We start from the raw sequence: 24,844 nt of genomic DNA on the forward strand, positions 1-24,844 counted from the left end.
GCCACAAGCGCCGACGCCGCCTGCCAGCCAGGCCCACAGCACCCCACCCGGACGGAGTCCCGTGCCGCATCCGCTCGCCCCGCACCTCACCGACGCGGGCGACCCCAACGCCCTCGCCGAGGGCGTGTGGCCCGCGTCGGCCGAGCGCGTCGACGGCCGCCTGCGCGTCGGCGGCGTCGACCTCGAGCGCATCGCCGAGCAGCACGGCACGCCCTTCCTGCTCGTCGACGAGACCGAGGTGCGCGGCCGCGCCCGACGGATCCGCGAAGCCTTCGAGGCCGCCTTCTCGCCCGAGGCGGGCGGCGCGGGCGTCGACGTCTACTACGCCGGCAAGGCGCTCCTGACGGGCGACGTCGCCCGCTGGATGCGCGACGAGGGGCTCCGCATCGACGTGTGCACGGGCGGCGAGCTCGCGATCGCGCTCCGCGCAGGGGTCGATCCCGCGCTCATCGGATCGCACGGCAACAACAAGTCGCTCGCCGAGATCGAGGCGGGCGTCACCGCCGGCATCGGCACCTTCGTCATCGACTCGGCCATCGAGGTCGAGCGCATCGCCGCGGTCGCCGAGCGCGCGGGCCGCGTGCAGCGCGTGCGGCTGCGCATCTCGGTCGGCGTGCACGCGTCGACGCACGAGTTCCTCGCCACGAGCCACGAGGACCAGAAGTTCGGCATCCCGATCGACGAGGCGCCCGCGGTCGTCGCGCGCATCCGCGAGCTGCCGAGCCTCGAGCTCGCCGGCCTCCACACGCACATCGGCTCGCAGATCTTCGACCACGCGGGCTTCGCCGAGTCGGCGCGCCGCATGCTCGCGCTCCACGCCGAGCTCGGCGCCGACGAGCCGCTCCCCGAGCTCAACCTCGGCGGCGGCTTCGGCATCGCCTACACGGCCGCAGACAGCCCGGAGCCGATCGAGGCGATCGCGTCGAGGCTCGCGGATGCCGTGCGGCAGGCCGCGGGCGAGCTCGGCATCCCGGTCCCCAGGATCGCGATCGAGCCGGGCCGCTGGATCGTCGGCCCCGCCGGCGTCACCGTCTACTCGATCGGCACCGTCAAGCCCGTGCGGCTCGCGGACGGCGCCCGCACCTACGTCGCGGTCGACGGCGGCATGAGCGACAACGCCCGCCCGGCGCTCTACGACGCGCAGTACTCCGCGCGGCTCGCGAACCGCGCGTCCGACGCGGAGCCGACGCTCGTGCGCGTCGCGGGCCACCACTGCGAGTCGGGCGACATCGTCGTCGACGCCGAGTGGCTGCCCGCCGATGTCGAGCCCGGCGACCTGCTCGCGGTCGCCGCGACCGGCGCCTACTGCCACTCGCTCGCCTCGAACTACAACGCGACGCCCCGCCCGCCGGTGCTCGCCGTCGCCGACGGTGCGGTGCGCGTCCTCGTGCGCCGCGAGTCGATCGACGACGTGCTCTCGCGCGACGAGGGCCTCGCGGCCTCGCCGCCCGCCGGCACCGAAGCCCCGCGACCCGACGACGACACGACCGGAGCCGCAACCGCATGAACCCCTACCCCACGGACCACTACCGATCGCTCCGCATCGCGCTGCTCGGCGCCGGGAGCGTCGGCTCCCAGGTCGCCCGGCTGCTGCTCGAGCACCGCGACGAGCTCGCCGCGCGCGTCGGCGCGCCGCTCGAGCTCGTCGGCATCGGCGTGCGCGACGTCGCCGCGAAGCGCGACGTCGAGCTGCCGGCCGAGCTGCTGACGGACGACCTCGGCACGCTCGTCGCGAGCGCCGACATCGTCGTCGAGCTGCTCGGCGGCATCGAGCCGGCGCGCTCGCTGCTGCTCGACGCGCTCGCCGCGGGCGCCGACGTCGTCACCGCCAACAAGGCGCTCATCGCCGCGCACGGTCCCGAGCTCTTCCAGGCCGCCGAGACCGTCGGCGCGCAGGTCAACTATGAGGCGGCGGTCGGCGGGGCGATCCCCATCATCCGCCCGCTCGAGCAGTCGCTCGCGGGCGACCGCGTCATGCGCGTCATGGGCATCGTCAACGGCACGACGAACTTCATCCTCGACCGCATGCACACCGAGGGTTCGACCCTCGAGGAGGCGCTCGCCGTCGCGACCGAGCTCGGCTACGCCGAGGCCGACCCGACCGCCGACATCGAGGGCTTCGACGCCGCGAGCAAGGCGACGATCCTCGCCTCGCTCGCGTTCCACACGGTCGTCCCCGTCGAGGTCGTGCACCGGCAGGGCATCACGGGCGTGACGGATGCGATGGTCGAGCAGGCGGAGCGGAACGACCGGGTGCTCAAGCTCGTCGCGATCTGCGAGCGCCTCGAGGGCGAGGGCGGCGAGGCCGTCTCGGCCCGCGTGCATCCCGTCTCGCTGCCGGCGACGCATCCGCTCGCCGCCGTGCGCGAGGCGAAGAACGCCATCTTCGTCACCGCCGAGTCGGCGGGCGACCTCATGTTCTACGGCGCGGGCGCGGGTGGCCCAGAGACGGCCTCGGCCGTGCTGGGCGACCTCGTCTCGATCGCCCGCCGGCACGTGCTCGGCGGCCCCGGCGCGGCCGCGTCGACGCACGCCGACCTGCCGATCGCGCCGTTCGGCGACGTGCTCGCGCGGCACGAGCTCGCGCTCACCGTCGCCGACCGCTCCGGCGTGCTCGCGGGCGTGGCGGGGCTCTTCGCCGAGCACGGCGTCTCGGTCGAGTCGGTGCGGCAGGACCCGGCCGACGGCGAGGCATCGCTCGTGCTCGGCACCCACACCGCGAGCGAGGCCCGCATCGCGGCCGTGCTCGACGCGCTCGAGGCGCACCCCGACGTGGAGCGGATCGACAGCGTGATCCGGCTCATCGACTAGGAGGAATGACCCATGGCGAACCAGTGGCGCGGCGTGCTGCGCGAATGGGCCGACGTGCTCGACGTGACGGATGCGTCGACGGTCGTGACGCTCGGCGAGGGCGGCACCCCGCTCATCGAGTCGCGCGCGCTCTCGGCCATGACCGACGCGCGCGTCTTCGTGAAGTTCGAGGGGCTCAACCCCACGGGCTCCTTCAAGGATCGCGGCATGACGGTCGCGATCTCGCGCGCGATCGAGCGCGGCGCGAAGGCGATCGCGTGCGCGTCGACGGGCAACACCTCCGCCTCGGCCGCCGCCTACGCCGCCGCCGCGGGCATCCAGGCGATCGTGCTCGTGCCCGAGGGCCGCATCTCGATGGGCAAGCTCGCCCAGTCGGTCGTGCACGGCGCGCGCATCGTGCAGGTGCGGGGCAACTTCGACGACTGCCTCGAGATCTCGAAGGAGCTCGCCGAGCGCTACCCCGTGCACCTCGTCAACTCCGTGAACGACGACCGCATCGAGGGCCAGAAGACCGCCGCGCTCGAGATCGTCGACGTGCTCGGCGACGCGCCCGACATCCACTGCATCCCGGTCGGCAACGCCGGCAACATCTCGAGCTACTGGCGCGGCTACTCGCTCGCCGAGTCGAGCGGCATGGCCACGAAGCGGCCGCAGATGCTCGGCTTCCAGGCCGCCGGCGCCGCCCCGATCGTGCGCGGCGAGGTCGTGCGCGAGCCCGACACGGTCGCGACCGCGATCCGCATCGGCAACCCCGCCTCGTGGCAGCAAGCGTTGGAGGCGCGCGACGCCTCGGGCGGCCACATCGGCGCGATCGACGACGCCGCGATCCTCCGCGCGCAGCGGCTGCTCGCCTCCTCGACCGGCGTCTTCGTCGAGCCCGCCTCGGCGATCTCGGTCGCCGGCCTGCTCGAGCGCCACGCCGCTGGGCAGATCCCGGCCGGCTCGACGGTCGCGCTCACCGTCACGGGCCACGGCCTCAAGGACGCGCAGTGGGGCCTCAAGCTCGACGACGGCTCCGACGCCGCGCCCGAGTCGGCCGACGCCGACACCGCGCAGGTCGCGGCGCTCCTGGGGCTGTCGTGAGCGACGCCGTCTCCGGCATGGCGGATGCGTCGGGCCCGGTCGTCCCCGTCGGCCGGGCCGTGCGCGTGCGCGTCCCCGCCACGAGCGCGAACCTGGGCCCCGGCTTCGACACGCTCGGCCTCGCCCTCAACGTGCACGACGAGCTCGAGGTGACGGCGACCGAGTCCGGCGTGACCGTCGAGGTCTCGGGCGTCGGTGAGGGCTCGGGGGAGGGCGCCGTGCCGACCGACGAGTCGAACCTCGTCGCGCGCGCCGCGCTGCACGTCTTCGACCGCGTGGGCGTCCCCGCGCCTGGCCTCGCGCTCACGGCGACCAACAGCATCCCCCACGGCCGCGGCCTCGGGTCGTCGGGCGCCGCGATCGTCTCGGGCGTGCTCGCCGCGAAGGGGCTCCTCGAGGGCGTCGTCGACGTCTCGGACGACGACGTGCTGCGCTTCGCGACCGAGCTCGAGGGCCACCCCGACAACGTCGCGCCGGCGATCTTCGGCGGCCTCACGATCGCGTGGGTCGACGAGACCGGCCCGCGCCACAAGCAGCTCGCCGTGCACCGCGGCGTCTCGCTGCTCGTCGCCGTGCCCGAGGCGACGATGTCGACGAAGCTCGCGCGCAGCCTCCAGCCGGAGGCGGTGCCGCACGCCGACGCCGTCTTCAACCTCTCGCGCTCGGCGCTGCTCGTCGCGGCGCTCACGCAGAGCCCCGAGCTGCTCTTCGACGCGACCGAGGACCGGCTGCACCAGACCTACCGCGCGAGCGCGATGCCCGACACGAGCGCCCTCATCGGCGAGCTGCGGGCCGCGGGCCACGCGGCCGTCGTGTCGGGCGCGGGACCCTCGGTGCTCGTGCTCGCCTCCGACCCCGCGGCTCGGCTCGAGGCCGCGCGGATCGTCGAGGAGCGGTCGACCGCGCCGGGCGCCGGCTGGCACGCGCGCCTGCTGGCCGTCGACATCCGCGGTGGTACAGTGGAGCCCATCCCCAGCAGCGCCGCGGCCTAGCCGCGCCGGGGGACTTCCTGACTCCACTCTCCGCAATCTGAAGCGCCCGTCGACCGAACCGGCCGTGAGCGCAGCGCGAGACATGGTCCCACGCCCGCGAGCATCGCGCGCGGGCCGACATCGAAGGAGCACTCGCACATGACGAGCGAGATCACCGACAGCATCTCCGCGGTCGAGGCCGCACCCGAGGCCCCCGCATCGCAGCAGCCCGAGGAGGCGCCCGCCGCCCCGAAGCGCCGCTCGCGTCGCGCGTCGACGGCGACCGTGACCGCAGAGCCGGCCAAGGCCGACGCCGCCCCTGCCGAGGCGCCCGCCGCCGACGCGCAGCCGGCGGCCGAGCCCGCTGCCGCCGAGGCAGCGGCGCCCGCCGCGACGAAGCGCCGCGCCCCCGCCCGCCGCAAGAAGGCCGCGCCCGCCGCCGAGGAGGCGACGGCCGAGTCCGCGCCCGCCGAGGCGCCGGCCGCCGAGGCGCCGGCCGCCGAGCAGCAGGCCGCTGAGGCACCGGCCGCCGAGCAGCCGGCCGCCGAGGCCGCCGCCGAGCAGGGCTCGGAGCCGTCCGGCGAGCAGTCCGCCGACGAGCAGGCCGAGGCGCCCGCACGCGGCCGCCGCGCGCCGCGCGCGAGCCGCTCGCGCAAGGCCGCCGCCGAGCCGGCCGCCGAGCAGGGCGAGGCGCCCGCCGGCGACGCCGAGCCGGCCGCCGCCGCCGCCGAGGCCGAGAGCGGCGCGCGGGACGACGCATCCGACGCCGCGTCCGAGGGTGACGAGCAGCAGGGCGGTCGCGACGGCGAGCAGCGCGAGGGCACGTCCCGCCGCCGCCGCTCGCGCGGCAAGGGCTCGCAGCAGCAGGACGAGCAGGACTCCGACGACGACGACGAGTCGTCGCGCCGGGGCCGCGGCCGTGGCCAGAAGGGCCAGAACGGCGATCGCGGCCAGCAGCAGGAGGAGGGCTCGCGCCGCGGCCGCGGCCGCGGGCGCGACCGCCAGCGCACGCAGGGCCAGGACGCCGAGCCGGAGATCCGCGAGGACGACGTGCTCCTGCCCGTCGCCGGCATCCTCGACGTGCTCGACAACTACGCCTTCGTGCGCACCTCGGGCTACCTCCCGGGCCAGAACGACGTCTACGTCTCGCTCGCGCAGGTGAAGAAGCACGGCCTGCGCAAGGGCGACGCGATCGTCGGCGCCATCAAGCAGCCGCGCGAGGGCGAGCAGCACTCGAGCCGCCAGAAGTTCAACGCGCTCGTGCGCGTCGACTCGATCAACGGCATGTCGAGCGAGGATGCGCTGAACCGCGTCGAGTTCTCGAAGCTCACGCCGCTCTACCCGCAGGAGCGCCTGCGCCTCGAGACGACGCAGAACAAGCTCTCGACGCGCGTCATCGACCTCGTCTCGCCGATCGGCAAGGGCCAGCGCGGTCTCATCGTCTCGCCGCCCAAGGCCGGCAAGACCCTCGTGATGCAGGCCATCGCGAACGCGATCGCCGAGAACAACCCCGAGGTGCACCTCATGATCGTGCTCGTCGACGAGCGCCCCGAGGAGGTCACCGACTTCCAGCGCACCGTCAAGGGCGAGGTCATCGCGTCGACCTTCGACCGGCCCGCCGAGGACCACACGATCGTCGCGGAGCTCGCGATCGAGCGCGCGAAGCGGCTCGTCGAGCTCGGCCACGACGTCGTCGTGCTGCTCGACGGCATCACGCGCCTCGGCCGCGCCTACAACCTCTCCGCCCCGCCCTCGGGACGCATCCTCTCGGGCGGCGTCGACTCGAGCGCGCTCTACCCGCCGAAGAAGTTCTTCGGCGCCGCGCGCAACATCGAGCACGGCGGCTCGCTCACGATCCTCGCGACCGCGCTCGTCGAGACGGGCTCGAAGATGGACGAGGTGATCTTCGAGGAGTTCAAGGGCACCGGCAACATGGAGCTGCGCCTCTCGCGCAACATGGCCGACAAGCGCATCTTCCCCGCCGTCGACGTCAACGCCTCCGGCACGCGCCGCGAGGAGATGCTCATGGGCGTCGAGGAGACGAAGGTCATGTGGAAGCTGCGCCGCGCGCTCGCGGGCCTCGAGACGCAGCAGGCGCTCGAGCTCGTGCTCAAGCAGCTCAAGGAGACGCAGTCGAACGTCGAGTTCCTCATGAAGGTCTCGAAGTCGGTGCCCGGCCAGCACGACAAGGACTGAGGTGTTCGAGTCGGTCTCCGGCCTCCTCGCCGAGCACGCCGACCTCGAGTCGCAGCTCGCCGACCCGGCGCTGCACGCCGATGCCGGTCGTGCGCGCCGGGTGAACCGGCGCTACGCCGAGCTCAGCCAGATCAAGGCGGCGCACGAGCGGTGGCGCGCGGGCGTCGACGACCTCGAGGCCGCGCGCGAGCTCGCTCGCGAGGACGAGGCGTTCGCCGAGGAGGTGCCGGCGCTCGAGGAGGCCGCGCACGAGGCGGAGGAGCGCTTGCGGCGCCTGCTCATCCCGCGCGACCCCGACGACGGTCGCGACGTGATCATGGAGGTCAAGGGCGGCGAGGGCGGCGAGGAGTCTGCGCTGTTCGCGGCCGATCTCGTGCGCATGTACTCGCACTACGCGACGAGCCGCGGCTGGAAGGTCGAGATGCTCGAGTCGACGCCCTCCGACATGGGCGGCTTCAAGGACGTGCAGATCGCGATCAAGGGCTCCTCGAACGACCCCGCCGAGGGCGTCTGGGCGTCGCTCAAGTACGAGGGCGGCGTGCACCGCGTGCAGCGCGTGCCCGCGACCGAGACGCAGGGACGCATCCACACCTCCACGACCGGCGTGCTCGTCTTCCCCGAGGTCGACGAGCCGGAGGAGGTGCAGATCGACCAGAACGACCTGAAGATCGACGTCTTCCGCTCGTCGGGTCCCGGTGGGCAGTCGGTCAACACGACCGACTCGGCGGTGCGCATCACGCACGTGCCGACCGGCATCGTCGTGTCGATGCAGAACGAGAAGAGCCAGCTGCAGAACCGCGAGGCGGCGATGCGCGTGCTGCGCGCGCGCCTGCTCGCGAAGCAGCAGGAGGAGCTCGACGCGGCCGCGTCCGACGCGCGCCGGTCGCAGATCCGCGGCATGGACCGCTCGGAGCGCATCCGCACCTACAACTTCCCCGAGAACCGGATCGCCGACCACCGCACGGGCTTCAAGGCCTACAACCTCGACTCGGTCATGGACGGCGCGCTGCAGCCGGTCATCGACTCGTGCATCGCGGCCGACGAGGAGGCGCGGCTCGCGGCCCTCGGCGGCGACGACTGACGCTGCCGCGCGAGCGAAACCGGGGGCTTGTCGGTGCGCCTCGCGAGGCGCACCCTGGTGCGCGGCGGCACTCCCGCCGCCGCACCACCGGTTAGGTGAGGAGCGTCCCATGTCTCGAAAGCTCCGTTCGACCGCGGCAGCGGCAATCGCCGCCGCGGCCCTCGGCCTCAGCTTGATCGCCGCGAGCGGTCCACCCGCGTTCGCCGGCGACGACCACCGCGGCGGCGGCCACGGCGGTGGTCAGCACGGCGGCGTCGTGACCGTCGCCACCGGCCTCGACAATCCCCGGCAGCTCACAGTCGGGCACGGCAACCGCCTCTACGTCGCCGAGGCGGGCGTCGCCGAGGCGTGCGAGCCCATCCCCGGCGCCGACGCCGGCTTCCAGGTCTGCGGGCTCGAGGGCGCCGTGACCGAGGTGCGTCGGCACGGCCCGCGGCGGGTCGTGACCGACCTGCCCACCATGACGTTCCAGGGCGAGGTGATCGGCGCATCCGACGTCGCCGTCCGCGGCGACCGCATCGACGTGCTCATCGGCGGACTCGCGGGCGCCGCGAGCTTCCGCGCCGACCTGCCGGAGCAGTACCAGGCCTTCGGCACGCTGCGCTCGGAGCGGATGCGGTGGGACTCGCTCGAGGGCGACGACCTCGACCTCGTGGCCGACATGAACGCGTTCGAGGTCGCGAACAACCCCGACGGCAACCAGCCGCCCGACAGCAACGCCGTCGGCCTCGCCGCGCTCGGGCACGGTCGCTGGGCCGTCGCCGACGCGGGCGGCAACGCGCTCCTGCGCGTCGGTCGCGGCGGCGAGCGCGTGCTCGCGGTCTTCCCGAACGGCGCACCGGTGCCGAACCCCTTCGGACCCGGCGAGATCGCGCCGCAAGCCGTGCCGACCGATGTCGCGATCGGGCCCGACGGCGCCTACTACGTGTCGCAGCTCACGGGCTTCCCGTTCCCCGACGGCGGCTCGACCATCTGGCGCGTGACGCGCGACGGCGAGGTCTCGGCCTACGCGACGGGCCTCACACTCGTCACGAGCCTCGCGTGGAAGGGCCGCACGCTCTACGCGGTGCAGCTCGACGACACGAACTACCTCGACGGCGTGCACCTCGGCTCGCTCCGCCGGATCACGCCCGGCGGCTCGGAGCACGAAGCGGTCGTCGACGGGCTCTCGGCGCCCTACGGCGTCGCGGTGCAGGGGCGCTCGGCGTACGTGACGGTCGACTCCATCTCGGCCGGCGGCGGCTCGGTCATCAGGGTCGACCTGCGCTGACAGGCGCAGGCCCGTCGACCGGGTCGGCGGGGGAGAGCGGCTGATAGCGTCGCGGCATGATCATCGCCGCCGCGAACCCGCTCCTCCCCGCCGGCTACGACGTGATCTGGACGATCGCGATCGTCCTCGTCGCGAGCCTCGCGGTCGTCGCGATGGCGCAGCTCGTGCGGGCGAAGCACGTGCGCGGCACCGAGGCCGCGATCTGGATGCTCGTCATGCTGGCGCTGCCCGTCGTCGGACCCGCCGCATGGTTCGCGGTGCGGCCCGACCGGCGCGCCGAGCGCGCGCTGCGCGCCTGAGCCGCTCCCGCCGGCGAGCGCGCGGCTAGGCTCGCGCGCATGGCGCTCGTCACGCTGCTGTGCGGCCCGGTCTGCGCGGGCAAGACGACGATCGCGCGCGGGCTCGAGGCCGCCGGCGCCCTCGTGCTCTCCTACGACCGCGAGGCGTGGGCGCGCGGGGTGCGCGACGGCCGGCCGCCGCGCGAGCTCGTCGAGCAGATCGACGCCGACTTCCTGCGGCGCCTCGAGGGCGCGGTGCTCGGCGACCGCGACGTCGTGCTCGACGCGTCGCTCTCGACGCGCGCGGTGCGGGATCGGTGGCGGATGCGCTGCGGCGCGATGGGCGTGACGGTCGAGCTCGTGGTCGTGCGGGCGCCGCTCGCGACGCTGCTCGAGCGCCTGCACGAGCGAGAGCCGGGCCCCGAGTCCGTCGTGCTCGACGACGAGGCGCTGCGCGCGTACGTCGAGGCCTTCGAGTGGCCGGGGGCGGGCGAGCCGCACCGCGTGGTCGAGACCGGCTGAACGGGTCGCTCGGGGCATGGACGACGCATCCGCCGCGTCCTACGCTGGCGCCGAGCGAGGAGGCGGCATGGCGGCATTCGTGGGGGAGCCGTCGTGGTGAGCGCGCTCGCGGGAGCGCTGCGCGACTCCTACTGCTCGTTCGCGTGGGGCGGCAGGCTCCGCGCGCGGCGCGCCGATCCCGACACGGCCGCGGCGGTGCTGCGCGGCGAGGAGGCGGCCGGCGGCACCGCGCTCGACGTGTCGGAGCGCACGATCGCCGTGGTGAGCGCGCTCGCGGGAGCGCTGCGCGACTCCTACTGCTCGTTCGCGTGGGGCGGCAGGCTCGCGCGCGCGACCGATCCCGACACGGCCGCGGCGGTGCTGCGCGGCGAGGAGGCGGCCGGCGGCACCGCGCTCGACGTGTCGGAGCGCACGATCGCCGCGTGGGCGCGCCGGCTCGCGCGCGACCCGAACAGCACGACCGCGGCCGACGTCGCCGCGCTGCGCGACGTGGGCCTCGACGACCGCACGATCGTGGCGCTCACCGCCTACATCGCCGCGCGCATCGCCTTCTCGACCGTCAACGACGCGCTCGGCGCCCTCCCGGATGCCGAGCTGCACGCATCCGCTCCCGACGCCGTGCGCGACGCGATCTCGTGGGGGAGGGCGCCCGCGCGCTGACGTGCCAGGATCGGGGCATGGAAGTCGCGCTCATGGCCGCAGGCTCGGTGCTGCTCGCGCTCGGCGCGATCGCCATCGCGATCGTCGTGCACGCGATCGGCCTCGGCCGCGTGCCGCGCACGGGTGCGCTCGGCCTGCCGGGCAAGCGGCTGCGGGCGGATGCGTTCACCTACCGGAGCGCGCACCGCGCCGCGACGCCGCTCACGTGGCTCGCCGGCTCGGTCTCGGCGGTCGCGGCCCTCGGCGCGCTCGTCGCAGCCTTCGCCGCGGGCGTCGAGGAGTGGGCGGTGCTCGCCGTGCTCGCCGCGCTCGTGCTCGTCGTCGGGCTCGTGCTCGCGACCTGGCGGGCGCACGCGTCGCTCGCCGCTGACCAGCCGGGCTGAGGCCCGCTTGCTACCCTGGGGACTGGATCCGACGCCGGATCCGCGGACGAGGGAGCCGTACCCGCAGGGCGACAAGACGGCCAGTAGGGACTCGTCATGTCTTGGGTGATCCTGATCGCCTCCGGCCTCCTCGAGGCCGTCTGGGCGGCTGCCATGCAGTCGTCGAAGGGCTTCCGCAAGTGGCGGCCGACGGTGCTGTTCGTCGTCGCGATGGCGGCGTCGATGGGCGGGCTCGCGTGGGCGATGCTCGAGATCCCGACCGGCACGGCGTATGCCGTGTGGGTCGGCGTGGGAGCGGTCGCGACCGTGGTCCTGCAGGTCGCGCGCGGCAAGGAGCGGCTCACGCTCGTGCGCTCGCTCCTGCTCGTGCTGCTCGTCGGCTGCCTCGTCGGTCTGAAGCTGGTGAGCTGAGATGCGCCGAGGAACCGCGTGGGCCGTGCTGCTCGCGAGCGCCGTGCTCGAGGCCGTCTGGGCGACGGCGCTCGGGCAATCGGAGGGCTTCTCGCAGCCCGTGCCGACGGTCGTGTTCGCGATCGCGGCCGTGCTGAGCTTCATCGGGCTCGAGCGGGCGGTGCAGTCGATCCCGCTCGCGACCGGCTACGCGGTCTGGACGGGCGTGGGCGGCGCGCTCACGGTGATCTGGGCGCTCACGACGGGTGCGCAGCCGTGGAACCCGCTCATGCTGCTCTTCCTCGCCGGCATCCTCGTCGCGGTCGCGGGCCTCGCGCTCACCGAGCGTCCGGAGCCAGGCGAGCCCACCTCATCCGCCCCGACCGACCCGCCGACCGGCGCCGCTCGCTCGTGAGTGGCGCCTGCCGGAGGTCAGTGGCGCCTCCGGCAGGTGAGTGGCGCCTTGCGCAGGTGAGTGGCGCGTCTGGCAGGTGAGTGGCGCTTCCTGCACGTGAGTGGCGGACAATCTGGGGCGTCGCCACTCAGGCACCGGAGCCGCCACTCAGGCACCGGAGGCGCCACTCAGGCACCGGAGGCGCCACTCAGGCACCGGAGGCGCCAGTCGCCAGCAGGCGGCCGCTAGATCGAGTACTCGATGTGCGGCAGCTCGGCGGGCGACGTGCCGCCGACCGGCTTCGCGGGCACGCCGACGAGCGTGACGCCCGAGGGCGCATCCTTCAGCACGACGGCGTTCGCGCCCACCTTGACGTCGTCGCCGAGCGCGATCGGCCCGAGGATCTTCGCGCCCGCCCCGACGAGCACGCGGTGCCCGAGCGTCGGGTGGCGCTTGACGGCGGCGTTCGCCGTGCCGCCGAGCGTCACGCCGTGGTAGAGCATGACGTCGTCGCCGGTCTCGGCCGTCTCGCCGATCACGACGCCCATGCCGTGGTCGATGAAGAAGCGCCGCCCGAGCCGCGCGCCCGGGTGGATCTCGACGCCCGTCATGAAGCGCGCGAGCTGGCTGCCGGCGCGCGCGAGCGAGCGCGCACCGGCGTGCCAGAGGCGGTGGTGGATGCGGTGGGCCCACACCGCGTGCAGGGTCGAGTAGGTGAGCGCGATCGTCAGCGCGCCGCGCGCGGCGGGGTCGTGTCGCTTCGCGTTCTCGATGTCCTCGCGGATGTTGAGCAGGCCCACCGTGCTCCTCAGGCCAGGTCGGCGAAGATCGGCATCGAGAGGTAGCGCTCGCCGGTGTCGCACACGACCGCGACGATCGTCTTGCCGGCCGACTCCGGGCGGCGCGCGATCTCGAGCGCGGCCCACACGATCGCGCCCGACGAGATGCCGGCGAAGATGCCGTCCTTCGCGGCAAGCTCGCGGCCGACGCGCACGGCGTCGTCGAGCTCGACGTCGATCACCTCGTCGTAGACGTCGGTGTCGAGCAGCGCGGGCACGAAGTTCGCGCCGAGGCCCTGGATCTTGTGCGGGCCCGCCTGGCCCTTCGTCAGCAGCGGGGAGTCGGCGGGCTCGACCGCGACGAGGTGGAGCTCGGGCTTGAGCTCCTTGAGCCGGCCGCCCGCGCCCGTGACGGTGCCGCCCGTGCCGACGCCCGAGACGAACACGTCGACGTCGCCGTCGGTGTCGGCCCAGATCTCCTCGGCGGTCGTCTCGCGGTGCACCTTGACGTTCGCCTCGTTCTCGAACTGTCGGGCGAGGATCGCGCCGGGCGTCTCGGCGACGATCTGCTGCGCGCGCTCGACGGCGCCGCGCATGCCGTCGGGGCCCGGCGTGAGCACGAGCTCGGCGCCGTAGGCCTTCAGGATGTTGCGCCGCTCGACCGACATCGTCTCGGGCATCGAGAGGATCACGCGGTAGCCCCGGGCCGCGCCGACGAACGCGAGCGCGATGCCCGTGTTGCCACTCGTGCCCTCGACGATCGTGCCGCCCGGCTGCAGCTCGCCCGACGCCTCGGCGGCGTCGATGATCGCGCGGCCGATGCGGTCCTTGACCGAGCCGGCGGGGTTGAAGGACTCCATCTTGACGAGCACGGTCGCGTGCGTGTCGTTCGTGCGGCCGAGCCGCACGAGGGGAGTGCCGCCGATCGTTGCCGTGATGTCGTCGAAGATGCGCGCCATTCGCGTTCCTTTCACCGGATGGAAGCCAGGGTTCTCACTGTAACGGCCTCACGCTGAGCAACCGCTCGCACCGCCCTGCGCATTCCCGCACGTCGTCGACGGCTGCTCGGGCTACCGTGATGGCGTGCAGCCCTCCTCCGTCTCCGACGCCGTGCGCGACGCCCGCGCGCGGCTCTCCGCCGTCGGCATCGAGGGTCCCGACGCCGAGCTGCTGGCCGCGTGGGCGTCCGGCTCCTCATTCGGGGAGCTGCGCGTCGAGATGGCGATGGGGCGTGCCTTCGAGGCGGATGCGCTGGCGCGGTTCGCGCGCGCGGTCGCGCGTCGCGAGTCCCGCGAGCCGCTGCAGCACATCACCGGCACCGCGCCGTTCCGCCACGTCGACCTGCGCGTCGGCCCCGGCGTCTTCACGCCGCGGCCCGAGACCGAGCTGCTCGTCGACGTCGCGCTGCGGCACCTCCGCCGCGCCGAGTCGCCGCTCGTGCTCGACGTCGGCACCGGCAGCGGCGCCGTCGCGATCGCGATCGCGCGCGAGTCGGGCGCTCGCGTGGTCGCGGTCGAGCGGAGCCCCGCCGCCTACGTGTGGGCGCGCCGCAACTTCGACGAGCTCGCGCCGGACGCGACGCTGCTGCACGCCGACGCGCGCGACCTCCAGGCGCTCGCCTCGGCCGGCGTCTCGCCCGGCTCGCTCGCCGCCTTCGTGAGCAACCCGCCCTACGTGCCCGACGCATCCGTGCCCCTCGACCACGAGGTGCGGCACTTCGACCCGCACGCGGCGCTCTACTCGGGCGCCGACGGGCTCGACCTCATCCGCAGCCTCGCGCCGCTCGCCGCCGACCTCCTCGCGCCCGGCGGGCTCGTCGCGTTCGAACACGCCGAGCACCAGGGGGAGGCGATCCGCGAGATGCTCGCCGACGCGGGCTTCACGCGCGCGCACACGCACGCGGACCTCGCCGGTCGCGATCGGGTGACGGCCGCCATCCGGTAGCGGCGGCGGCCGACGCCGCCGAACCGCGATGGGCCGAACTACCATGGCTTGGTGCCCGCGCTCTACGACTGCTCCGACCCCGCCTCCCTGCTCGACGGCATCCGCGCGGCTCGCACGGCCATCGCGGCGGGGCGCAGCATCGTCATCCCGACCGACACGGTGTACGGCATCGCGGCCGATGCCTTCTCGCACGAGGCCGTCGCCGGGCTGCTCGCCGCGAAGGGCCGCGACCGCGGCTTCCCGCCGCCCGTGCTCGTCGCCGACCGCCACATGGCGGCCGCCCTCGCCGAGCGCGTGCCGGCGGAGCTCGAGCCGCTGCTCGACGCGCACTGGCCCGGCCCGCTCACGGTGATCCTGCGCGCCCAGCCGTCGCTCACGTGGGACCTCGGCGACACGGGCGGCACGGTCGCGATCCGCGTGCCCGACCACCCGATCGCGATCGGCCTGCTGCGCGAGACCGGCCCGCTCGCCGTCTCGAGCGCGAACCTGCACGGCATGCCCGCGCCGACCGAGGCAGCGGCCGCTGCCGAGATGCTGGGCGACCGCGTCGCGCTCGTGCTCGACGCCGGGACCGTCGGCGGCTCGGCCGCGCCGGGGGAGCAGAACGGCTCGACGATCCTCGACTGCTCGACCGACGGAGTGGCCCGCATCGTCCGCCAGGGGGTGCTGCCGCGCGCGACGATCGCCGCCGCGATCGGCGAGCTGCTCGCCTCGGGGTGACGCCGTGATCTTCCTGCTCATCGCCGCCGTCGCGGCCGTCGTGACGTTCGTCGCGAGCCGCATCGTGCTGCGGCTCGCGCTCAAGCACGGCATCCACCCGCCGGTGCGCGAGCGCGACGTGCACTCGCGGCCTACGCCGAGGCTCGGCGGCGCGGCGATGTGCATCGGCGTGATCGCCGCGCTCGCGGTCGCCTCGCTCGTGCCGGAGTTCGCGGGGGTGTTCGCCGAACCCGTGCGGGTGTGGACGCTCCTCGGCGGCGCGATCGCCATCTGCGCGATCGGCGTGCTCGACGACCTCGTCGACCTCGACTGGATGCTCAAGCTCGGCGCGCAGATCCTCGTCGCGACGAGCGTCGCGCTCTTCGGCGTGCAGATCGTGAGCCTGCCGATCGCGGGCATCGTCGTGCCCTCGGCGACGATGGCGATCTCGCTCACCGTGCTCATCATCGTGCTCGTCATGAACGCCGTGAACTTCATCGACGGCCTCGACGGGCTCGTCGCCGGCACGACGATCATCGGCTCGACCGCCTTCTTCGGCTACATCTGGATGATCAGCCAGAACTTCGCGCAGCAGAACGCGTACTTCTCGCTCGCGAGCCTCATCACCTCGATCATCGTCGGCGTGTGCGTCGGGTTCCTGCCCGTCAACTGGCACCCGGCGCGGATGTTCATGGGGGACGGCGGCGCGCTCATGCTGGGCCTGCTGACCGCGGCGAGCGCGATCGCCGTCACGGGCCAGATCGACGTCGGCACGATGGGCGGCCGGAGCCAGATCCTGCCCGCCTTCATCCCCGTGCTGCTGCCGCTCGCGATCCTGCTCCTGCCGCTGACCGACTTCGCCCTCGCGGTCATCCGCCGGGTCGCGAACGGCAACAGCCCGTTCGCCGCCGACCGGCGCCACCTGCACCACCGCCTGCTCGACATGGGCCACTCGCACCTCGGCGCGGTGCTCATCTTCTACTCGTGGACCGCCGTCGTCTCGATCGGCTGCCTGCTCTTCCTCATCGTCCAGTGGTGGGTGGCGGTCGGTATCATGGTGCTCGGGTTCATCGTGTGCGCCCTGCTCACGGCCGCGCCCGTCGGTCGCAGGGTCTGGCGCACGTTCCTGCGAGTGATGCGCGAGCGTCGCGCTCGCCGCACCGGACTCCAGCCGACCAGCGCCAGCATCGACTCCCAGGGGGACTCCCGGTGACCACCACCCAGATCATGCAGCGCATCCTCGTGTGGGGCGCGATCCTCGCCGCCGCGGTCGCCGTCGTCGGCGGCGTCATCGGCTGGATGCTCGCCGAGGGCGCGGGCCTCGCCTCTGCGCTCGTCGGCACCGCGCTCGCGATCGTCTTCTGCATGCTCACCGCCGGCAGCATCCTGCTCGCGCTCAAGGCGTCGAGGGGCCAGATGGTCTCCGGGGCCTTCTTCGGGATCGTGCTCGGCGGCTGGCTGCTGAAGTTCGTGCTGTTCATCGTGCTCGTCTTCGTGCTCGGCGACCAGGACTGGCTGCACCGCGGCGTCGCCTTCGGCGCGCTCGTCGCCGCCGTCATCGGATCGCTCGTCATCGACTGCGTCGTGATCGCGACGAGCCGGCAGCCCGTGATCGACAGCGCTGCGGACGACGAGACGCAGGGCCGACCGGCCTCCGGCGCGCGCGCGTGAGCGCCGCAGGACGTCGAGCCATCACGATCCCCTCTGATAGAGTCGTTGACGTTCCCCCAACTGCGCCGCTCGTCATCGAGCGCGTCTGCGCGAGGGGGCGCACCGACGTCAAGAAGGCGCCAGGCGCCACGAGCTTGAGGAAGAGACGCTGAACGCCGTGTTGTCGATGCTGGCCTCCGCTGCCAACGAGCCAGAGCCGTTCCACCCGCCGTCGATCGCGGAGTTCTTCCCGCAGGTCTTCCTGTTCATGGAGCCGACGGTCTCGTGGCTCGGGAGCGAAGAGCCGATCTTCGGCATCAACCGCATCATGCTCATCCGCATCCTGGCGGCGCTCGCGATCATCCTGATCTTCGTGCTCGGCACGCGGAAGATGAAGCTCATCCCGACGCGCGGCCAGAGCATCATCGAGCTCGGCCTCGGCTTCGTCCGCGACGGCATCGTCTACGACCTCCTCGGCGAGAAGGACGGCCGGCGCTTCCTGCCGATCATCACCACGATCTTCTTCATGGTCCTGGCGATGAACATCACGGGCATCATCCCGTTCCTCAACATCGCGGGCACCTCGGTGATCGGCGTGCCCCTCGTGCTCGCGATCGTCTCGTACATCGCGTTCATCTACGCGGGCGTCAAGAAGCACCCCGGCGCGTTCTTCAAGAACTCGCTCTTCCCGTCCGGCGTGCCGTGGCCGCTCTACATCATCGTGACGCCGATCGAGTTCGTCTCGACCTTCGTGCTGCGCCCCGTCACGCTGACGCTGCGACTCATGATGAACCTGTTCGTCGGCCACCTGCTGCTCGTGCTGTTCTTCGCCGCGACGCACTTCTTCTTCTTCTCGGCCGGCGGCTTCTTCACGCTCTTCGGCGTGGGCACGCTCGCCTTCGGCTTCGCCTTCACCGTCTTCGAGATCCTCGTCGCGGTGCTGCAGGCCTACGTCTTCGCCATCCTGACCACCGTCTACATCCAGCTCGCGCTGGCTGAAGAGCACTGACCCCGGACCCTCCGGACAACCGAAAGGAACGACCGTGGACAACGCCACGACCATCCTCGCCGAGATCAACGGCAACATCGGCACCGTCGGCTACGGCCTCGCGGCCATCGGCCCCGCCATCGGCGTCGGCATCGTCGTCGGCAAGACGATCGAGGGCGTCGCTCGCCAGCCCGAGCTGCAGGGCCGCCTGACGGTCCTCATGTTCATCGGCATCGCCTTCACCGAGGCACTGGCGTTCATCGGCATCGCCACGTACTTCTTCATGGTCTGACGCCCTGATGCTCACCACTCCTCTCTTCCTCGCGGAAGAAGCGGGGGAGACCACTCAGAACCCGCTGCTTCCGGCCCCGTACGACATCATCTGGTCGTCGGTCATCTTCGTCGTCCTCCTGCTGGTCTTCTGGAAGGTCGTCCTGCCTCGCGTGCAGGCGCTGCTCGACGAGCGCGCCGCGGCGATCGAGGGCGGCATCAAGAAGGCCGAGGAGGCGCAGGCCGAGGCGGCTGCGGCGCTCGAGTCGTACAACACCCAGCTCGCCGAGGCTCGTGCCGAGGCCGCTCGCATCAAGGACCAGGCTCGCGCCGACGCCGCGCGCATCGAGGCCGACCTCAAGGCTCGCGCCAACGAGGAGGCCGAGCGCATCACCGCCCAGGCGCACCAGCGCATCGAGGCGGAGCGCCAGGCCGCGTTCTCGTCGCTCAAGACCGAGGTCGGCTCGCTCGCCCTCGACCTGTCCGAGAAGGTCGTCGGCGAGTCGATGGACGACGCGCGCTCCGCGGCGATCGTCGAGCGCTTCCTGGCCGACCTCGAGCGCGAGGGAGCGAACCGCTAGTGGGCAGCGCGACCAGCCAGGCGCGAGCCGGCATCGACGAGGCCGTCCAGGCTCAGCCGCAGGCGGGGCTCGAGGACGCGCGGGACCTCTTCCGGGCATCGCGCGCGCTCGAGCGCAGCCCGCAGGTGCTCTCCTCGCTCGGCGACGCGGTCTCGTCGCCCGACTCGCGCGCCGCTCTCGCGCAGCGCGTGCTCGGGCAGCTGGGTGGAGCGGCGGTCTCGATCGTCGCGCACCTCGCTCGCCAGCGCTGGTCCGAGACGGACGACCTGCTCGCCGCGATCGACGAGGCGGCCGTGCGGATCGCCGTGCGGTCGACCGGCGACGACGTCGTCGGCGAGATCGCGTCCTTCGAGCGCATCGTCGCCTCCGACGCGCAGCTCGAGCTCGCGCTCGGCGGCCTGCAGGGCTCCGCCGACGAGAAGTCGGCGCTCGTGCACCGGCTGCTGTCGGGCCGCGCGAGCGAGACGACGCTCGCGATCCTCGACCACCTCGTGCGCGCTCCGCGCGGCCGCCGCATCGGCCAGCGCCTGCGCTCGGCCGCCAAGCAGGTCGCCGCCGCGGCCGGCCGCTCGCTCGCGACGGTCACCACGGCTCGCGAGATCAACCCCGCCCAGCTCGACCGGCTCCGCGCCGGCCTCGAGCGCCAGTACGGCCGCACGCTGCAGCTGCAGCAAGTGGTCGACCCGGCCGTGCTCGGCGGCCTGCGCGTCTCGATCGGCGACGACGTCATCGACGGCACCGTCCGTTCCAAGCTCACCGACCTGCGCCTGTCGCTCGGCTAGGTCGAAGAAACCCGAACAGGAAGACACATGTCAGAGCTCACCATCAGCCCCGACGAGATCAAGGGCGCCCTCGCCGACTTCGTCTCGTCCTACGAGGCGTCGACCTCGACGACCGCCGAGGTCGGGCACGTCGTCGACGCGGCCGACGGCATCGCGCACGTCGAGGGCCTCCCCGGCGTCATGGCGAACGAGCTCGTCCGCTTCGCGGACGGCACGCTCGGCCTCGCCCAGAACCTCGACGAGACCGAGATCGGCGTCGTCGTCCTCGGTGAGTTCGACGGCATCGAGGAGGGCATGGAGGTCACCCGCACGGGTGAGGTCCTCTCCGTCCCCGTCGGCGAGGGCTACCTCGGCCGCGTCGTCGACCCGCTCGGCAACCCGATCGACGGCCTCGGCGAGATCGCCTCGAGCGGCCGCCGCGCCCTCGAGCTGCAGGCGCCCGGCGTCATGCAGCGCAAGTCGGTGCACGAGCCGCTCCAGACGGGCATCAAGGCGATCGACGCCATGATCCCGATCGGCCGCGGCCAGCGCCAGCTCATCATCGGCGACCGCCAGACCGGCAAGACGGCCCTCGCGATCGACGCGATCATCAACCAGAAGGCCAACTGGGACTCGGGCGACGTCAACAAGCAGGTCCGCTGCATCTACGTCGCGATCGGCCAGAAGGGCTCGACCATCGCATCCGTGCGCGGCGCTCTCGAGGACGCCGGCGCGATGGAGTACACGACGATCGTCGCCTCGCCGGCCTCCGACCCGGCCGGCTTCAAGTACCTCGCGCCGTACTCGGGCTCGGCCATCGGCCAGCACTGGATGTACGAGGGCAAGCACGTCCTGATCGTCTTCGACGACCTGTCGAAGCAGGCAGAGGCCTACCGCGCCGTGTCGCTGCTCCTGCGCCGCCCGCCGGGCCGCGAGGCGTACCCCGGTGACGTCTTCTACCTGCACTCGCGCCTCCTCGAGCGCTGCGCGAAGCTCTCGGACGAGCTGGGTGCCGGCTCGATGACGGGCCTCCCGATCATCGAGACGAAGGCCAACGACGTCTCGGCGTACATCCCGACCAACGTGATCTCGATCACCGACGGCCAGATCTTCCTGCAGTCCGACCTGTTCAACGCCAACCAGCGCCCCGCGGTCGACGTCGGCATCTCGGTCTCGCGAGTCGGCGGTGACGCGCAGGTCAAGTCGATCAAGAAGGTCTCCGGCACGCTCAAGCTCGAGCTCGCCCAGTACCGCTCGCTCGAGGCGTTCGCGATGTTCGCCTCCGACCTCGACGCGGCCTCGCGCCGTCAGCTCGAGCGCGGCGCGCGCCTGACCGAGCTGCTCAAGCAGCCGCAGTACTCGCCGTACCCCGTCGAGGAGCAGGTCGTCTCGATCTGGGCCGGCACGAACGGCAAGTTCGACGCGGTGCCCGTCAACCAGGTGCTGCAGTTCGAGGCGGAGCTCCTCGAGCACCTGCGCGGCACGAGCACGGCGCTCACGACCCTGCGCGAGACGAACGTGCTCGACGACGCCACGCTGGCGACGCTCGAGTCCGAGGTCGACGAGTTCGCGCGCAACTGGCAGGGCAAGGATGCCGCGAGCATCACCGACCCCGGCACCGAGGCGAACAACCCGATGGTCGAGGACGTCAACCAGGAGCAGATCGTCAAGGGCCGTCGCTGACGCGAGCTCGCTGAGGAGGCGGAATGGGAGCCCAGCTCCGGGTCTACACGCAGAAGATCAAGTCTGCGCAGTCGACCAAGAAGATCACGAAGGCGATGGAGCTCATCGCTGCATCGCGGATCCAGAAGGCGCTCGCCCGCGTGCAGGCGTCGAACCCGTACGCACGGGCGCTGACGCGCGCCGTGAGCGCGGTGGCCACGTTCTCGAACGAGCCGCACCCGCTCACGGTGGAGCGCGCGCAGCTCAAGCGCGCGGCGATCGTCGTCGTCACGTCGGACCGCGGCCTCGCCGGCGCGTTCAACTCGCAGATCCTCAAGGAGGCGGGTGAGCTGCGGGCGAAGCTCGAGGCGGAGGGCAAGGAGGTCGACCACTACCTGGTCGGCAGCAAGGCCGTCGGCTACTTCAAGTTCCGCCAGCGCCCGTACATCCGGGAGTGGACGGGGGAGTCGGACGTGCCCACGCCCGAGCTCGCGCAGGAGATCGCCGAGGCGGTGCTCGAGGCGTACGTCTCCGAGCAGGTCGACGAGATCCACGTCGTCTACAACCGCTTCGTCAGCATGATGACGCAGGACCCGACGACGGTGCGGCTGCTGCCGCTCGAGATCGTCGAGGCCGAGAGCGCCGACAAGGCCGAGCACTTCCCGCTCTACCAGTTCGAGCCCGAGCCCGCGCTCGTGCTCGACGCGCTCCTGCCCGTCTACGTCGAGAGCCGCATCTTCAACGCGCTGCTCCAGTCGGCCGCCGCCAAGCAGGCCGCGACGCAGAAGGCGATGAAGTCGGCATCCGACAACGCCGACAAGCTCATCATCGACTACACCCGCCTGCGCAACAACGCGCGCCAGGCCGAGATCACGACGCAGATCTCCGAGATCGTGGGCGGCGCGGACGCCCTCGCCTCGGCGAAGTAGCCACGAAAGGCAAGCACAATGACCATCACTGACACCCCCGTCGAGCAGCGCCAGGCTGCCGTCGGCCGCGTCGCGCGAGTGACCGGGCCCGTCGTCGACATCGAGTTCCCGCACGACTCGCTCCCCGAGGTCTACAACGCGCTCAAGACGACGGTCGACTTCCAGGACGGCTCCGAGCCGCAGGAGATCACGCTCGAGGTCGCCCAGCACCTCGGCGAGGACCTCGTGCGCGCCATCGCCCTCAAGCCGACGGACGGCCTCGTCCGCGGCCAGGAGGTGCGCGACACCGGCGAGTCGATCACCGTGCCCGTCGGCGACGTCACGAAGGGCAAGGTCTTCAACGTCATCGGCGAGCCGCTCAACCTCGGCGAGGGCGAGACGCTCGAGGTCACCGAGCGCTGGTCGATCCACCGCAAGGCGCCCTCGTTCGACCAGCTCGAGTCGAAGACGCAGCTGTTCGAGACCGGCATCAAGGTCATCGACCTCCTCACCCCGTACGTGCAGGGCGGCAAGATCGGCCTCTTCGGCGGTGCGGGCGTCGGCAAGACGGTCCTCATCCAGGAGATGATCCAGCGCGTCGCGCAGGACCACGGCGGCGTCTCGGTGTTCGCGGGCGTCGGCGAGCGCACCCGTGAGGGCAACGACCTCATCCACGAGATGGAGGAGGCGGGCGTCTTCGACAAGACCGCCCTCGTCTTCGGCCAGATGGACGAGCCGCCGGGCACGCGCCTCCGCGTCGCCCTCTCGGCGCTCACGATGGCGGAGTACTTCCGCGACGTGCAGGGCCAGGACGTGCTGCTCTTCATCGACAACATCTTCCGCTTCACGCAGGCCGGCTCCGAGGTCTCGACGCTGCTCGGCCGCATGCCGAGCGCCGTCGGCTACCAGCCGAACCTCGCCGACGAGATGGGCATCCTGCAGGAGCGCATCACCTCGACGCGCGGTCACTCGATCACCTCGCTGCAGGCGATCTACGTGCCGGCCGACGACTACACCGACCCGGCCCCGGCCACGACGTTCGCGCACCTCGACGCGACGACGGAGCTCAGCCGCGAGATCGCGTCGAAGGGCCTCTACCCGGCCGTCGACCCGCTCACGTCGACGAGCCGCATCCTCGACCCCCGCTACCTCGGCGAGGACCACTACCGCGTCGCGACGACGGTCAAGCAGATCCTCCAGAAGAACAAGGAGCTGCAGGAGATCATCGCGATCCTCGGTGTCGACGAGCTCTCGGAAGAGGACAAGATCGTCGTCAACCGCGCGCGCCGCATCCAGCAGTTCCTCTCGCAGAACACCTACATGGCGAAGAAGTTCACCGGTGTCGAGGGCTCCACGGTGCCGCTCAAGGAGACGATCGAGTCGTTCGACGCGATCGCCAAGGGCGAGTTCGACCACGTGGCCGAGCAGGCGTTCTTCAACGTCGGCGCGATCTCGGACGTCGAGGCCAAGTGGGCGCAGATCCAGAAGGAGAACGGCTGATGGCTCTGACCGTCAGCATCGTGTCGGCCGCGGCCGAGGTGTGGACGGGCGAGGCCACGCAGGTCATCGCCCGCACCACCGAGGGCGAGATCGGCATCCTGCGGGGTCACGAGCCGGTGCTCGCCGTGCTCGCCGAGGGCCAGGTGCGCGTCACCGACGCCTCCGGCACGGTGCACGCGGTCGACGCTGAGGACGGCTTCCTCTCGGTCGACCACGACCGAGTCGAGATCGTCGCTCGGAACGCCAAGCTCGCGTGATCGTCCTGCTGCCGCCCAGCGAGACGAAGGCGGCAGGCGGGACGGGAGCGCCGCTCTCGACGGCCAGTCTGGGATTCCCCGGGCTGGCCGTCGGCCGTTCCCGGGCGCTCGCCGCGCTCGACCGCCTCGTCGCCGAGGGCCAGGACACCTCGACGCCGGCGAAGGCCCGCGCCGCCGCCGACAACGCCGCCGTCCGCAGCGCGCCGACGATGCCCGCGATCGAGCGGTACACGGGCGTGCTCTACGACGCGCTCGGCGCCGCCGAGCTGCCCGCCGCCGCCCGCGCGTGGGTCGACGACCACGTCGTCATCCAGTCGGCCCTGCTCGGCTTCGTGCGCGCATCCGACCCCATCCCCGCCTACAAGGTCTCGGAGCACTCGAAGCTGCCCGGCGAGCGGATGCGCGACCTGTGGTCGGGCGCGGGAGACGCGATCGAGGGCTTCGCGCTCGACCTGCGCTCGAAGGCGTACGCCGCGCTCGCGCCGGTGCCGGGCGCCGAGCCCGTCGAGATCGTCTCGCCCGAGGGCAAGGCGCTCAACCACTGGAACAAGGCGGGCAAGGGCGCGCTCGTGCGCTGGCTCGCGCTCGCCGGCGTGCAGGCGGAGACGGCGGATGCGCTGCTCGAGTGGGCGGCGTCGGCCTCCGTGCCGCTCACGCGCGCCGAGCGCGGGCTGCGGCTCGTCGTGCAGGATCCGCGGCTCGTCGGGGCTGGCTGAACCGGAGGAGTTCTCCACAGGCGCGCGGCGATGTCAGTGGCCCGTGATGGGATGCGCGCATGCACGGGGGCAGGGAGCACGAGGAGGGCG

The 24,844-nt window shown here is 72.5% G+C and carries 28 protein-coding genes and 1 riboswitch; of the genes, 26 read left to right on the plus strand and 2 right to left on the minus strand.

What is annotated here, in order from left to right:
* Positions 1–61: 61 nt before the first annotated feature.
* From lysA to L332_RS25495, 13 genes are all read left to right on the plus strand, one after another.
* Positions 62–1,507, plus strand: coding sequence for a diaminopimelate decarboxylase (gene lysA / locus L332_RS25445; RefSeq protein WP_021011135.1), 1,446 nt, complete (start codon positions 62–64; stop codon positions 1,505–1,507).
* Entirely contained in the window at positions 1,504–2,811 is a 1,308-nt protein-coding gene (locus L332_RS25450; RefSeq protein WP_021011136.1) for a homoserine dehydrogenase, read from the plus strand. The genes lysA and L332_RS25450 overlap by 4 nt, the downstream gene beginning before the upstream one ends.
* A gap of 12 nt (positions 2,812–2,823) precedes the next feature.
* Positions 2,824–3,894: a threonine synthase gene (thrC, locus tag L332_RS25455; protein ID WP_021011137.1), complete on the plus strand. Its 1,071-nt coding sequence runs from the start codon at positions 2,824–2,826 to the stop codon at positions 3,892–3,894.
* A 17-nt stretch (positions 3,895–3,911) separates the two neighbouring features.
* Positions 3,912–4,886 carry a homoserine kinase gene (gene thrB / locus L332_RS25460; protein WP_031224023.1) on the plus strand — a complete coding sequence of 325 codons (975 nt, stop codon included), beginning with the start codon at positions 3,912–3,914 and terminating at the stop codon, positions 4,884–4,886.
* 138 nt (positions 4,887–5,024) lie between these two features.
* Positions 5,025–7,061 (plus strand): transcription termination factor Rho, encoded by a 2,037-nt coding sequence (gene rho / locus L332_RS25465; protein WP_021011139.1) that lies wholly within the window; start codon positions 5,025–5,027, stop codon positions 7,059–7,061.
* Position 7,062: 1 nt separating this feature from the next.
* Positions 7,063–8,142 (plus strand): peptide chain release factor 1, encoded by a 1,080-nt coding sequence (gene prfA, locus L332_RS25470; protein ID WP_021011140.1) that lies wholly within the window; start codon positions 7,063–7,065, stop codon positions 8,140–8,142.
* A gap of 109 nt (positions 8,143–8,251) precedes the next feature.
* Complete coding sequence (locus tag L332_RS25475; RefSeq protein WP_021011141.1) at positions 8,252–9,412, plus strand: ScyD/ScyE family protein; 1,161 nt, start codon at positions 8,252–8,254, stop codon at positions 9,410–9,412.
* A gap of 56 nt (positions 9,413–9,468) precedes the next feature.
* A complete protein-coding gene (locus L332_RS0115495; protein WP_021011142.1) occupies positions 9,469–9,711 on the plus strand; it encodes a PLDc N-terminal domain-containing protein in 243 nt (80 codons plus the stop codon).
* A 39-nt stretch (positions 9,712–9,750) separates the two neighbouring features.
* Positions 9,751–10,212, plus strand: a complete 462-nt coding sequence (locus L332_RS0115500; protein WP_021011143.1) for an AAA family ATPase — start codon at positions 9,751–9,753, stop codon at positions 10,210–10,212.
* Between the two features lie 96 nt (positions 10,213–10,308).
* Positions 10,309–10,872 carry a carboxymuconolactone decarboxylase family protein gene (locus L332_RS25480; RefSeq protein ID WP_081646149.1) on the plus strand — a complete coding sequence of 188 codons (564 nt, stop codon included), beginning with the start codon at positions 10,309–10,311 and terminating at the stop codon, positions 10,870–10,872.
* Positions 10,873–10,889: 17 nt separating this feature from the next.
* Complete coding sequence (locus L332_RS25485; RefSeq protein ID WP_021011145.1) at positions 10,890–11,255, plus strand: hypothetical protein; 366 nt, start codon at positions 10,890–10,892, stop codon at positions 11,253–11,255.
* Between the two features lie 21 nt (positions 11,256–11,276).
* A riboswitch (guanidine-III (ykkC-III) riboswitch) is annotated at positions 11,277–11,340 on the plus strand.
* Positions 11,341–11,351: 11 nt separating this feature from the next.
* Positions 11,352–11,666 carry a DMT family transporter gene (locus L332_RS25490; protein ID WP_021011146.1) on the plus strand — a complete coding sequence of 105 codons (315 nt, stop codon included), beginning with the start codon at positions 11,352–11,354 and terminating at the stop codon, positions 11,664–11,666.
* Between the two features lies 1 nt (position 11,667).
* Positions 11,668–12,060 (plus strand): DMT family transporter, encoded by a 393-nt coding sequence (locus tag L332_RS25495; RefSeq protein ID WP_021011147.1) that lies wholly within the window; start codon positions 11,668–11,670, stop codon positions 12,058–12,060.
* A 224-nt stretch (positions 12,061–12,284) separates the two neighbouring features.
* On the opposite strand, the gene epsC is transcribed toward L332_RS25495, so the two are convergent.
* Both epsC and cysK read right to left on the minus strand, forming a co-directional pair.
* Positions 12,285–12,839, minus strand: a complete 555-nt coding sequence (gene epsC / locus L332_RS25500; RefSeq protein WP_021011148.1) for a serine O-acetyltransferase EpsC — start codon at positions 12,837–12,839, stop codon at positions 12,285–12,287.
* Between the two features lie 8 nt (positions 12,840–12,847).
* Positions 12,848–13,777: a cysteine synthase A gene (cysK, locus tag L332_RS25505; protein WP_021011149.1), complete on the minus strand. Its 930-nt coding sequence runs from the start codon at positions 13,775–13,777 to the stop codon at positions 12,848–12,850.
* Positions 13,778–13,901: 124 nt separating this feature from the next.
* Here cysK and prmC point away from each other — a divergent pair, with 124 nt between their 5' ends.
* The 13 genes from prmC (at position 13,902) to yaaA (ending at position 24,754) form a co-directional block, all read left to right on the plus strand.
* Positions 13,902–14,762, plus strand: a complete 861-nt coding sequence (gene prmC / locus L332_RS25510) for a peptide chain release factor N(5)-glutamine methyltransferase (protein ID WP_021011150.1) — start codon at positions 13,902–13,904, stop codon at positions 14,760–14,762.
* A 51-nt stretch (positions 14,763–14,813) separates the two neighbouring features.
* On the plus strand, positions 14,814–15,482 hold the full coding sequence (locus L332_RS25515) for an L-threonylcarbamoyladenylate synthase (RefSeq protein WP_021011151.1): 669 nt from the start codon (positions 14,814–14,816) through the stop codon (positions 15,480–15,482).
* A 4-nt stretch (positions 15,483–15,486) separates the two neighbouring features.
* Positions 15,487–16,674 carry an MraY family glycosyltransferase gene (locus L332_RS25520; protein WP_021011152.1) on the plus strand — a complete coding sequence of 396 codons (1,188 nt, stop codon included), beginning with the start codon at positions 15,487–15,489 and terminating at the stop codon, positions 16,672–16,674.
* Positions 16,671–17,132: a hypothetical protein gene (locus L332_RS25525; protein ID WP_021011153.1), complete on the plus strand. Its 462-nt coding sequence runs from the start codon at positions 16,671–16,673 to the stop codon at positions 17,130–17,132. The genes L332_RS25520 and L332_RS25525 overlap by 4 nt, the downstream gene beginning before the upstream one ends.
* Before the next feature lie 166 nt (positions 17,133–17,298).
* Positions 17,299–18,120: a F0F1 ATP synthase subunit A gene (atpB, locus tag L332_RS25530; RefSeq protein ID WP_200860973.1), complete on the plus strand. Its 822-nt coding sequence runs from the start codon at positions 17,299–17,301 to the stop codon at positions 18,118–18,120.
* Positions 18,121–18,154: 34 nt separating this feature from the next.
* On the plus strand, positions 18,155–18,391 hold the full coding sequence (gene atpE, locus L332_RS25535; protein ID WP_021011155.1) for an ATP synthase F0 subunit C: 237 nt from the start codon (positions 18,155–18,157) through the stop codon (positions 18,389–18,391).
* Positions 18,392–18,398: 7 nt separating this feature from the next.
* Positions 18,399–18,950, plus strand: a complete 552-nt coding sequence (locus tag L332_RS25540) for a F0F1 ATP synthase subunit B (protein WP_021011156.1) — start codon at positions 18,399–18,401, stop codon at positions 18,948–18,950.
* On the plus strand, positions 18,950–19,732 hold the full coding sequence (locus tag L332_RS25545; RefSeq protein WP_021011157.1) for a F0F1 ATP synthase subunit delta: 783 nt from the start codon (positions 18,950–18,952) through the stop codon (positions 19,730–19,732). The genes L332_RS25540 and L332_RS25545 overlap by 1 nt, the downstream gene beginning before the upstream one ends.
* Positions 19,733–19,759: 27 nt before the next feature.
* Positions 19,760–21,394, plus strand: a complete 1,635-nt coding sequence (gene atpA, locus L332_RS25550; protein WP_021011158.1) for a F0F1 ATP synthase subunit alpha — start codon at positions 19,760–19,762, stop codon at positions 21,392–21,394.
* 23 nt (positions 21,395–21,417) lie between these two features.
* Entirely contained in the window at positions 21,418–22,302 is an 885-nt protein-coding gene (locus L332_RS25555; RefSeq protein ID WP_021011159.1) for a F0F1 ATP synthase subunit gamma, read from the plus strand.
* A gap of 18 nt (positions 22,303–22,320) precedes the next feature.
* On the plus strand, positions 22,321–23,781 hold the full coding sequence (gene atpD, locus L332_RS25560; protein WP_021011160.1) for a F0F1 ATP synthase subunit beta: 1,461 nt from the start codon (positions 22,321–22,323) through the stop codon (positions 23,779–23,781).
* A complete protein-coding gene (locus L332_RS25565) occupies positions 23,781–24,038 on the plus strand; it encodes a F0F1 ATP synthase subunit epsilon (RefSeq protein ID WP_021011161.1) in 258 nt (85 codons plus the stop codon). The genes atpD and L332_RS25565 overlap by 1 nt, the downstream gene beginning before the upstream one ends.
* Entirely contained in the window at positions 24,035–24,754 is a 720-nt protein-coding gene (yaaA, locus tag L332_RS25570) for a peroxide stress protein YaaA (RefSeq protein WP_021011162.1), read from the plus strand. Before L332_RS25565 ends, yaaA begins: the two co-directional genes overlap by 4 nt.
* The last annotated feature ends 90 nt before the right edge of the window (positions 24,755–24,844 follow it).

The organism is Agrococcus pavilionensis RW1, assembly GCF_000400485.1.
Classification (GTDB): Bacteria; Actinomycetota; Actinomycetes; order Actinomycetales; family Microbacteriaceae; genus Agrococcus; species Agrococcus pavilionensis.

What these genes read in the sequence shown, in the direction of transcription:
- atpA (WP_021011158.1), top strand. Translation starts at nt 19,760, where the DNA reads ATGTCAGAGCTCACCATCAGCCCCGACGAGATCAAGGGCGCCCTCGCC.
- atpB (WP_200860973.1), top strand. Translation starts at nt 17,299, where the DNA reads ATGCTGGCCTCCGCTGCCAACGAGCCAGAGCCGTTCCACCCGCCGTCG.
- L332_RS25450 (WP_021011136.1), top strand. Translation starts at nt 1,504, where the DNA reads ATGAACCCCTACCCCACGGACCACTACCGATCGCTCCGCATCGCGCTG.
- atpD (WP_021011160.1), top strand. Translation starts at nt 22,321, where the DNA reads ATGACCATCACTGACACCCCCGTCGAGCAGCGCCAGGCTGCCGTCGGC.
- L332_RS25495 (WP_021011147.1), top strand. Translation starts at nt 11,668, where the DNA reads ATGCGCCGAGGAACCGCGTGGGCCGTGCTGCTCGCGAGCGCCGTGCTC.
- L332_RS0115500 (WP_021011143.1), top strand. Translation starts at nt 9,751, where the DNA reads ATGGCGCTCGTCACGCTGCTGTGCGGCCCGGTCTGCGCGGGCAAGACG.
- thrB (WP_031224023.1), top strand. Translation starts at nt 3,912, where the DNA reads ATGGCGGATGCGTCGGGCCCGGTCGTCCCCGTCGGCCGGGCCGTGCGC.
- L332_RS25485 (WP_021011145.1), top strand. Translation starts at nt 10,890, where the DNA reads ATGGAAGTCGCGCTCATGGCCGCAGGCTCGGTGCTGCTCGCGCTCGGC.
- L332_RS25565 (WP_021011161.1), top strand. Translation starts at nt 23,781, where the DNA reads ATGGCTCTGACCGTCAGCATCGTGTCGGCCGCGGCCGAGGTGTGGACG.
- L332_RS25475 (WP_021011141.1), top strand. Translation starts at nt 8,252, where the DNA reads ATGTCTCGAAAGCTCCGTTCGACCGCGGCAGCGGCAATCGCCGCCGCG.
- L332_RS25540 (WP_021011156.1), top strand. Translation starts at nt 18,399, where the DNA reads ATGCTCACCACTCCTCTCTTCCTCGCGGAAGAAGCGGGGGAGACCACT.
- thrC (WP_021011137.1), top strand. Translation starts at nt 2,824, where the DNA reads ATGGCGAACCAGTGGCGCGGCGTGCTGCGCGAATGGGCCGACGTGCTC.
- L332_RS25490 (WP_021011146.1), top strand. Translation starts at nt 11,352, where the DNA reads ATGTCTTGGGTGATCCTGATCGCCTCCGGCCTCCTCGAGGCCGTCTGG.
- L332_RS0115495 (WP_021011142.1), top strand. Translation starts at nt 9,469, where the DNA reads ATGATCATCGCCGCCGCGAACCCGCTCCTCCCCGCCGGCTACGACGTG.
- rho (WP_021011139.1), top strand. Translation starts at nt 5,025, where the DNA reads ATGACGAGCGAGATCACCGACAGCATCTCCGCGGTCGAGGCCGCACCC.
- L332_RS25555 (WP_021011159.1), top strand. Translation starts at nt 21,418, where the DNA reads ATGGGAGCCCAGCTCCGGGTCTACACGCAGAAGATCAAGTCTGCGCAG.
- cysK (WP_021011149.1), bottom strand. Translation starts at nt 13,777, where the DNA reads ATGGCGCGCATCTTCGACGACATCACGGCAACGATCGGCGGCACTCCC.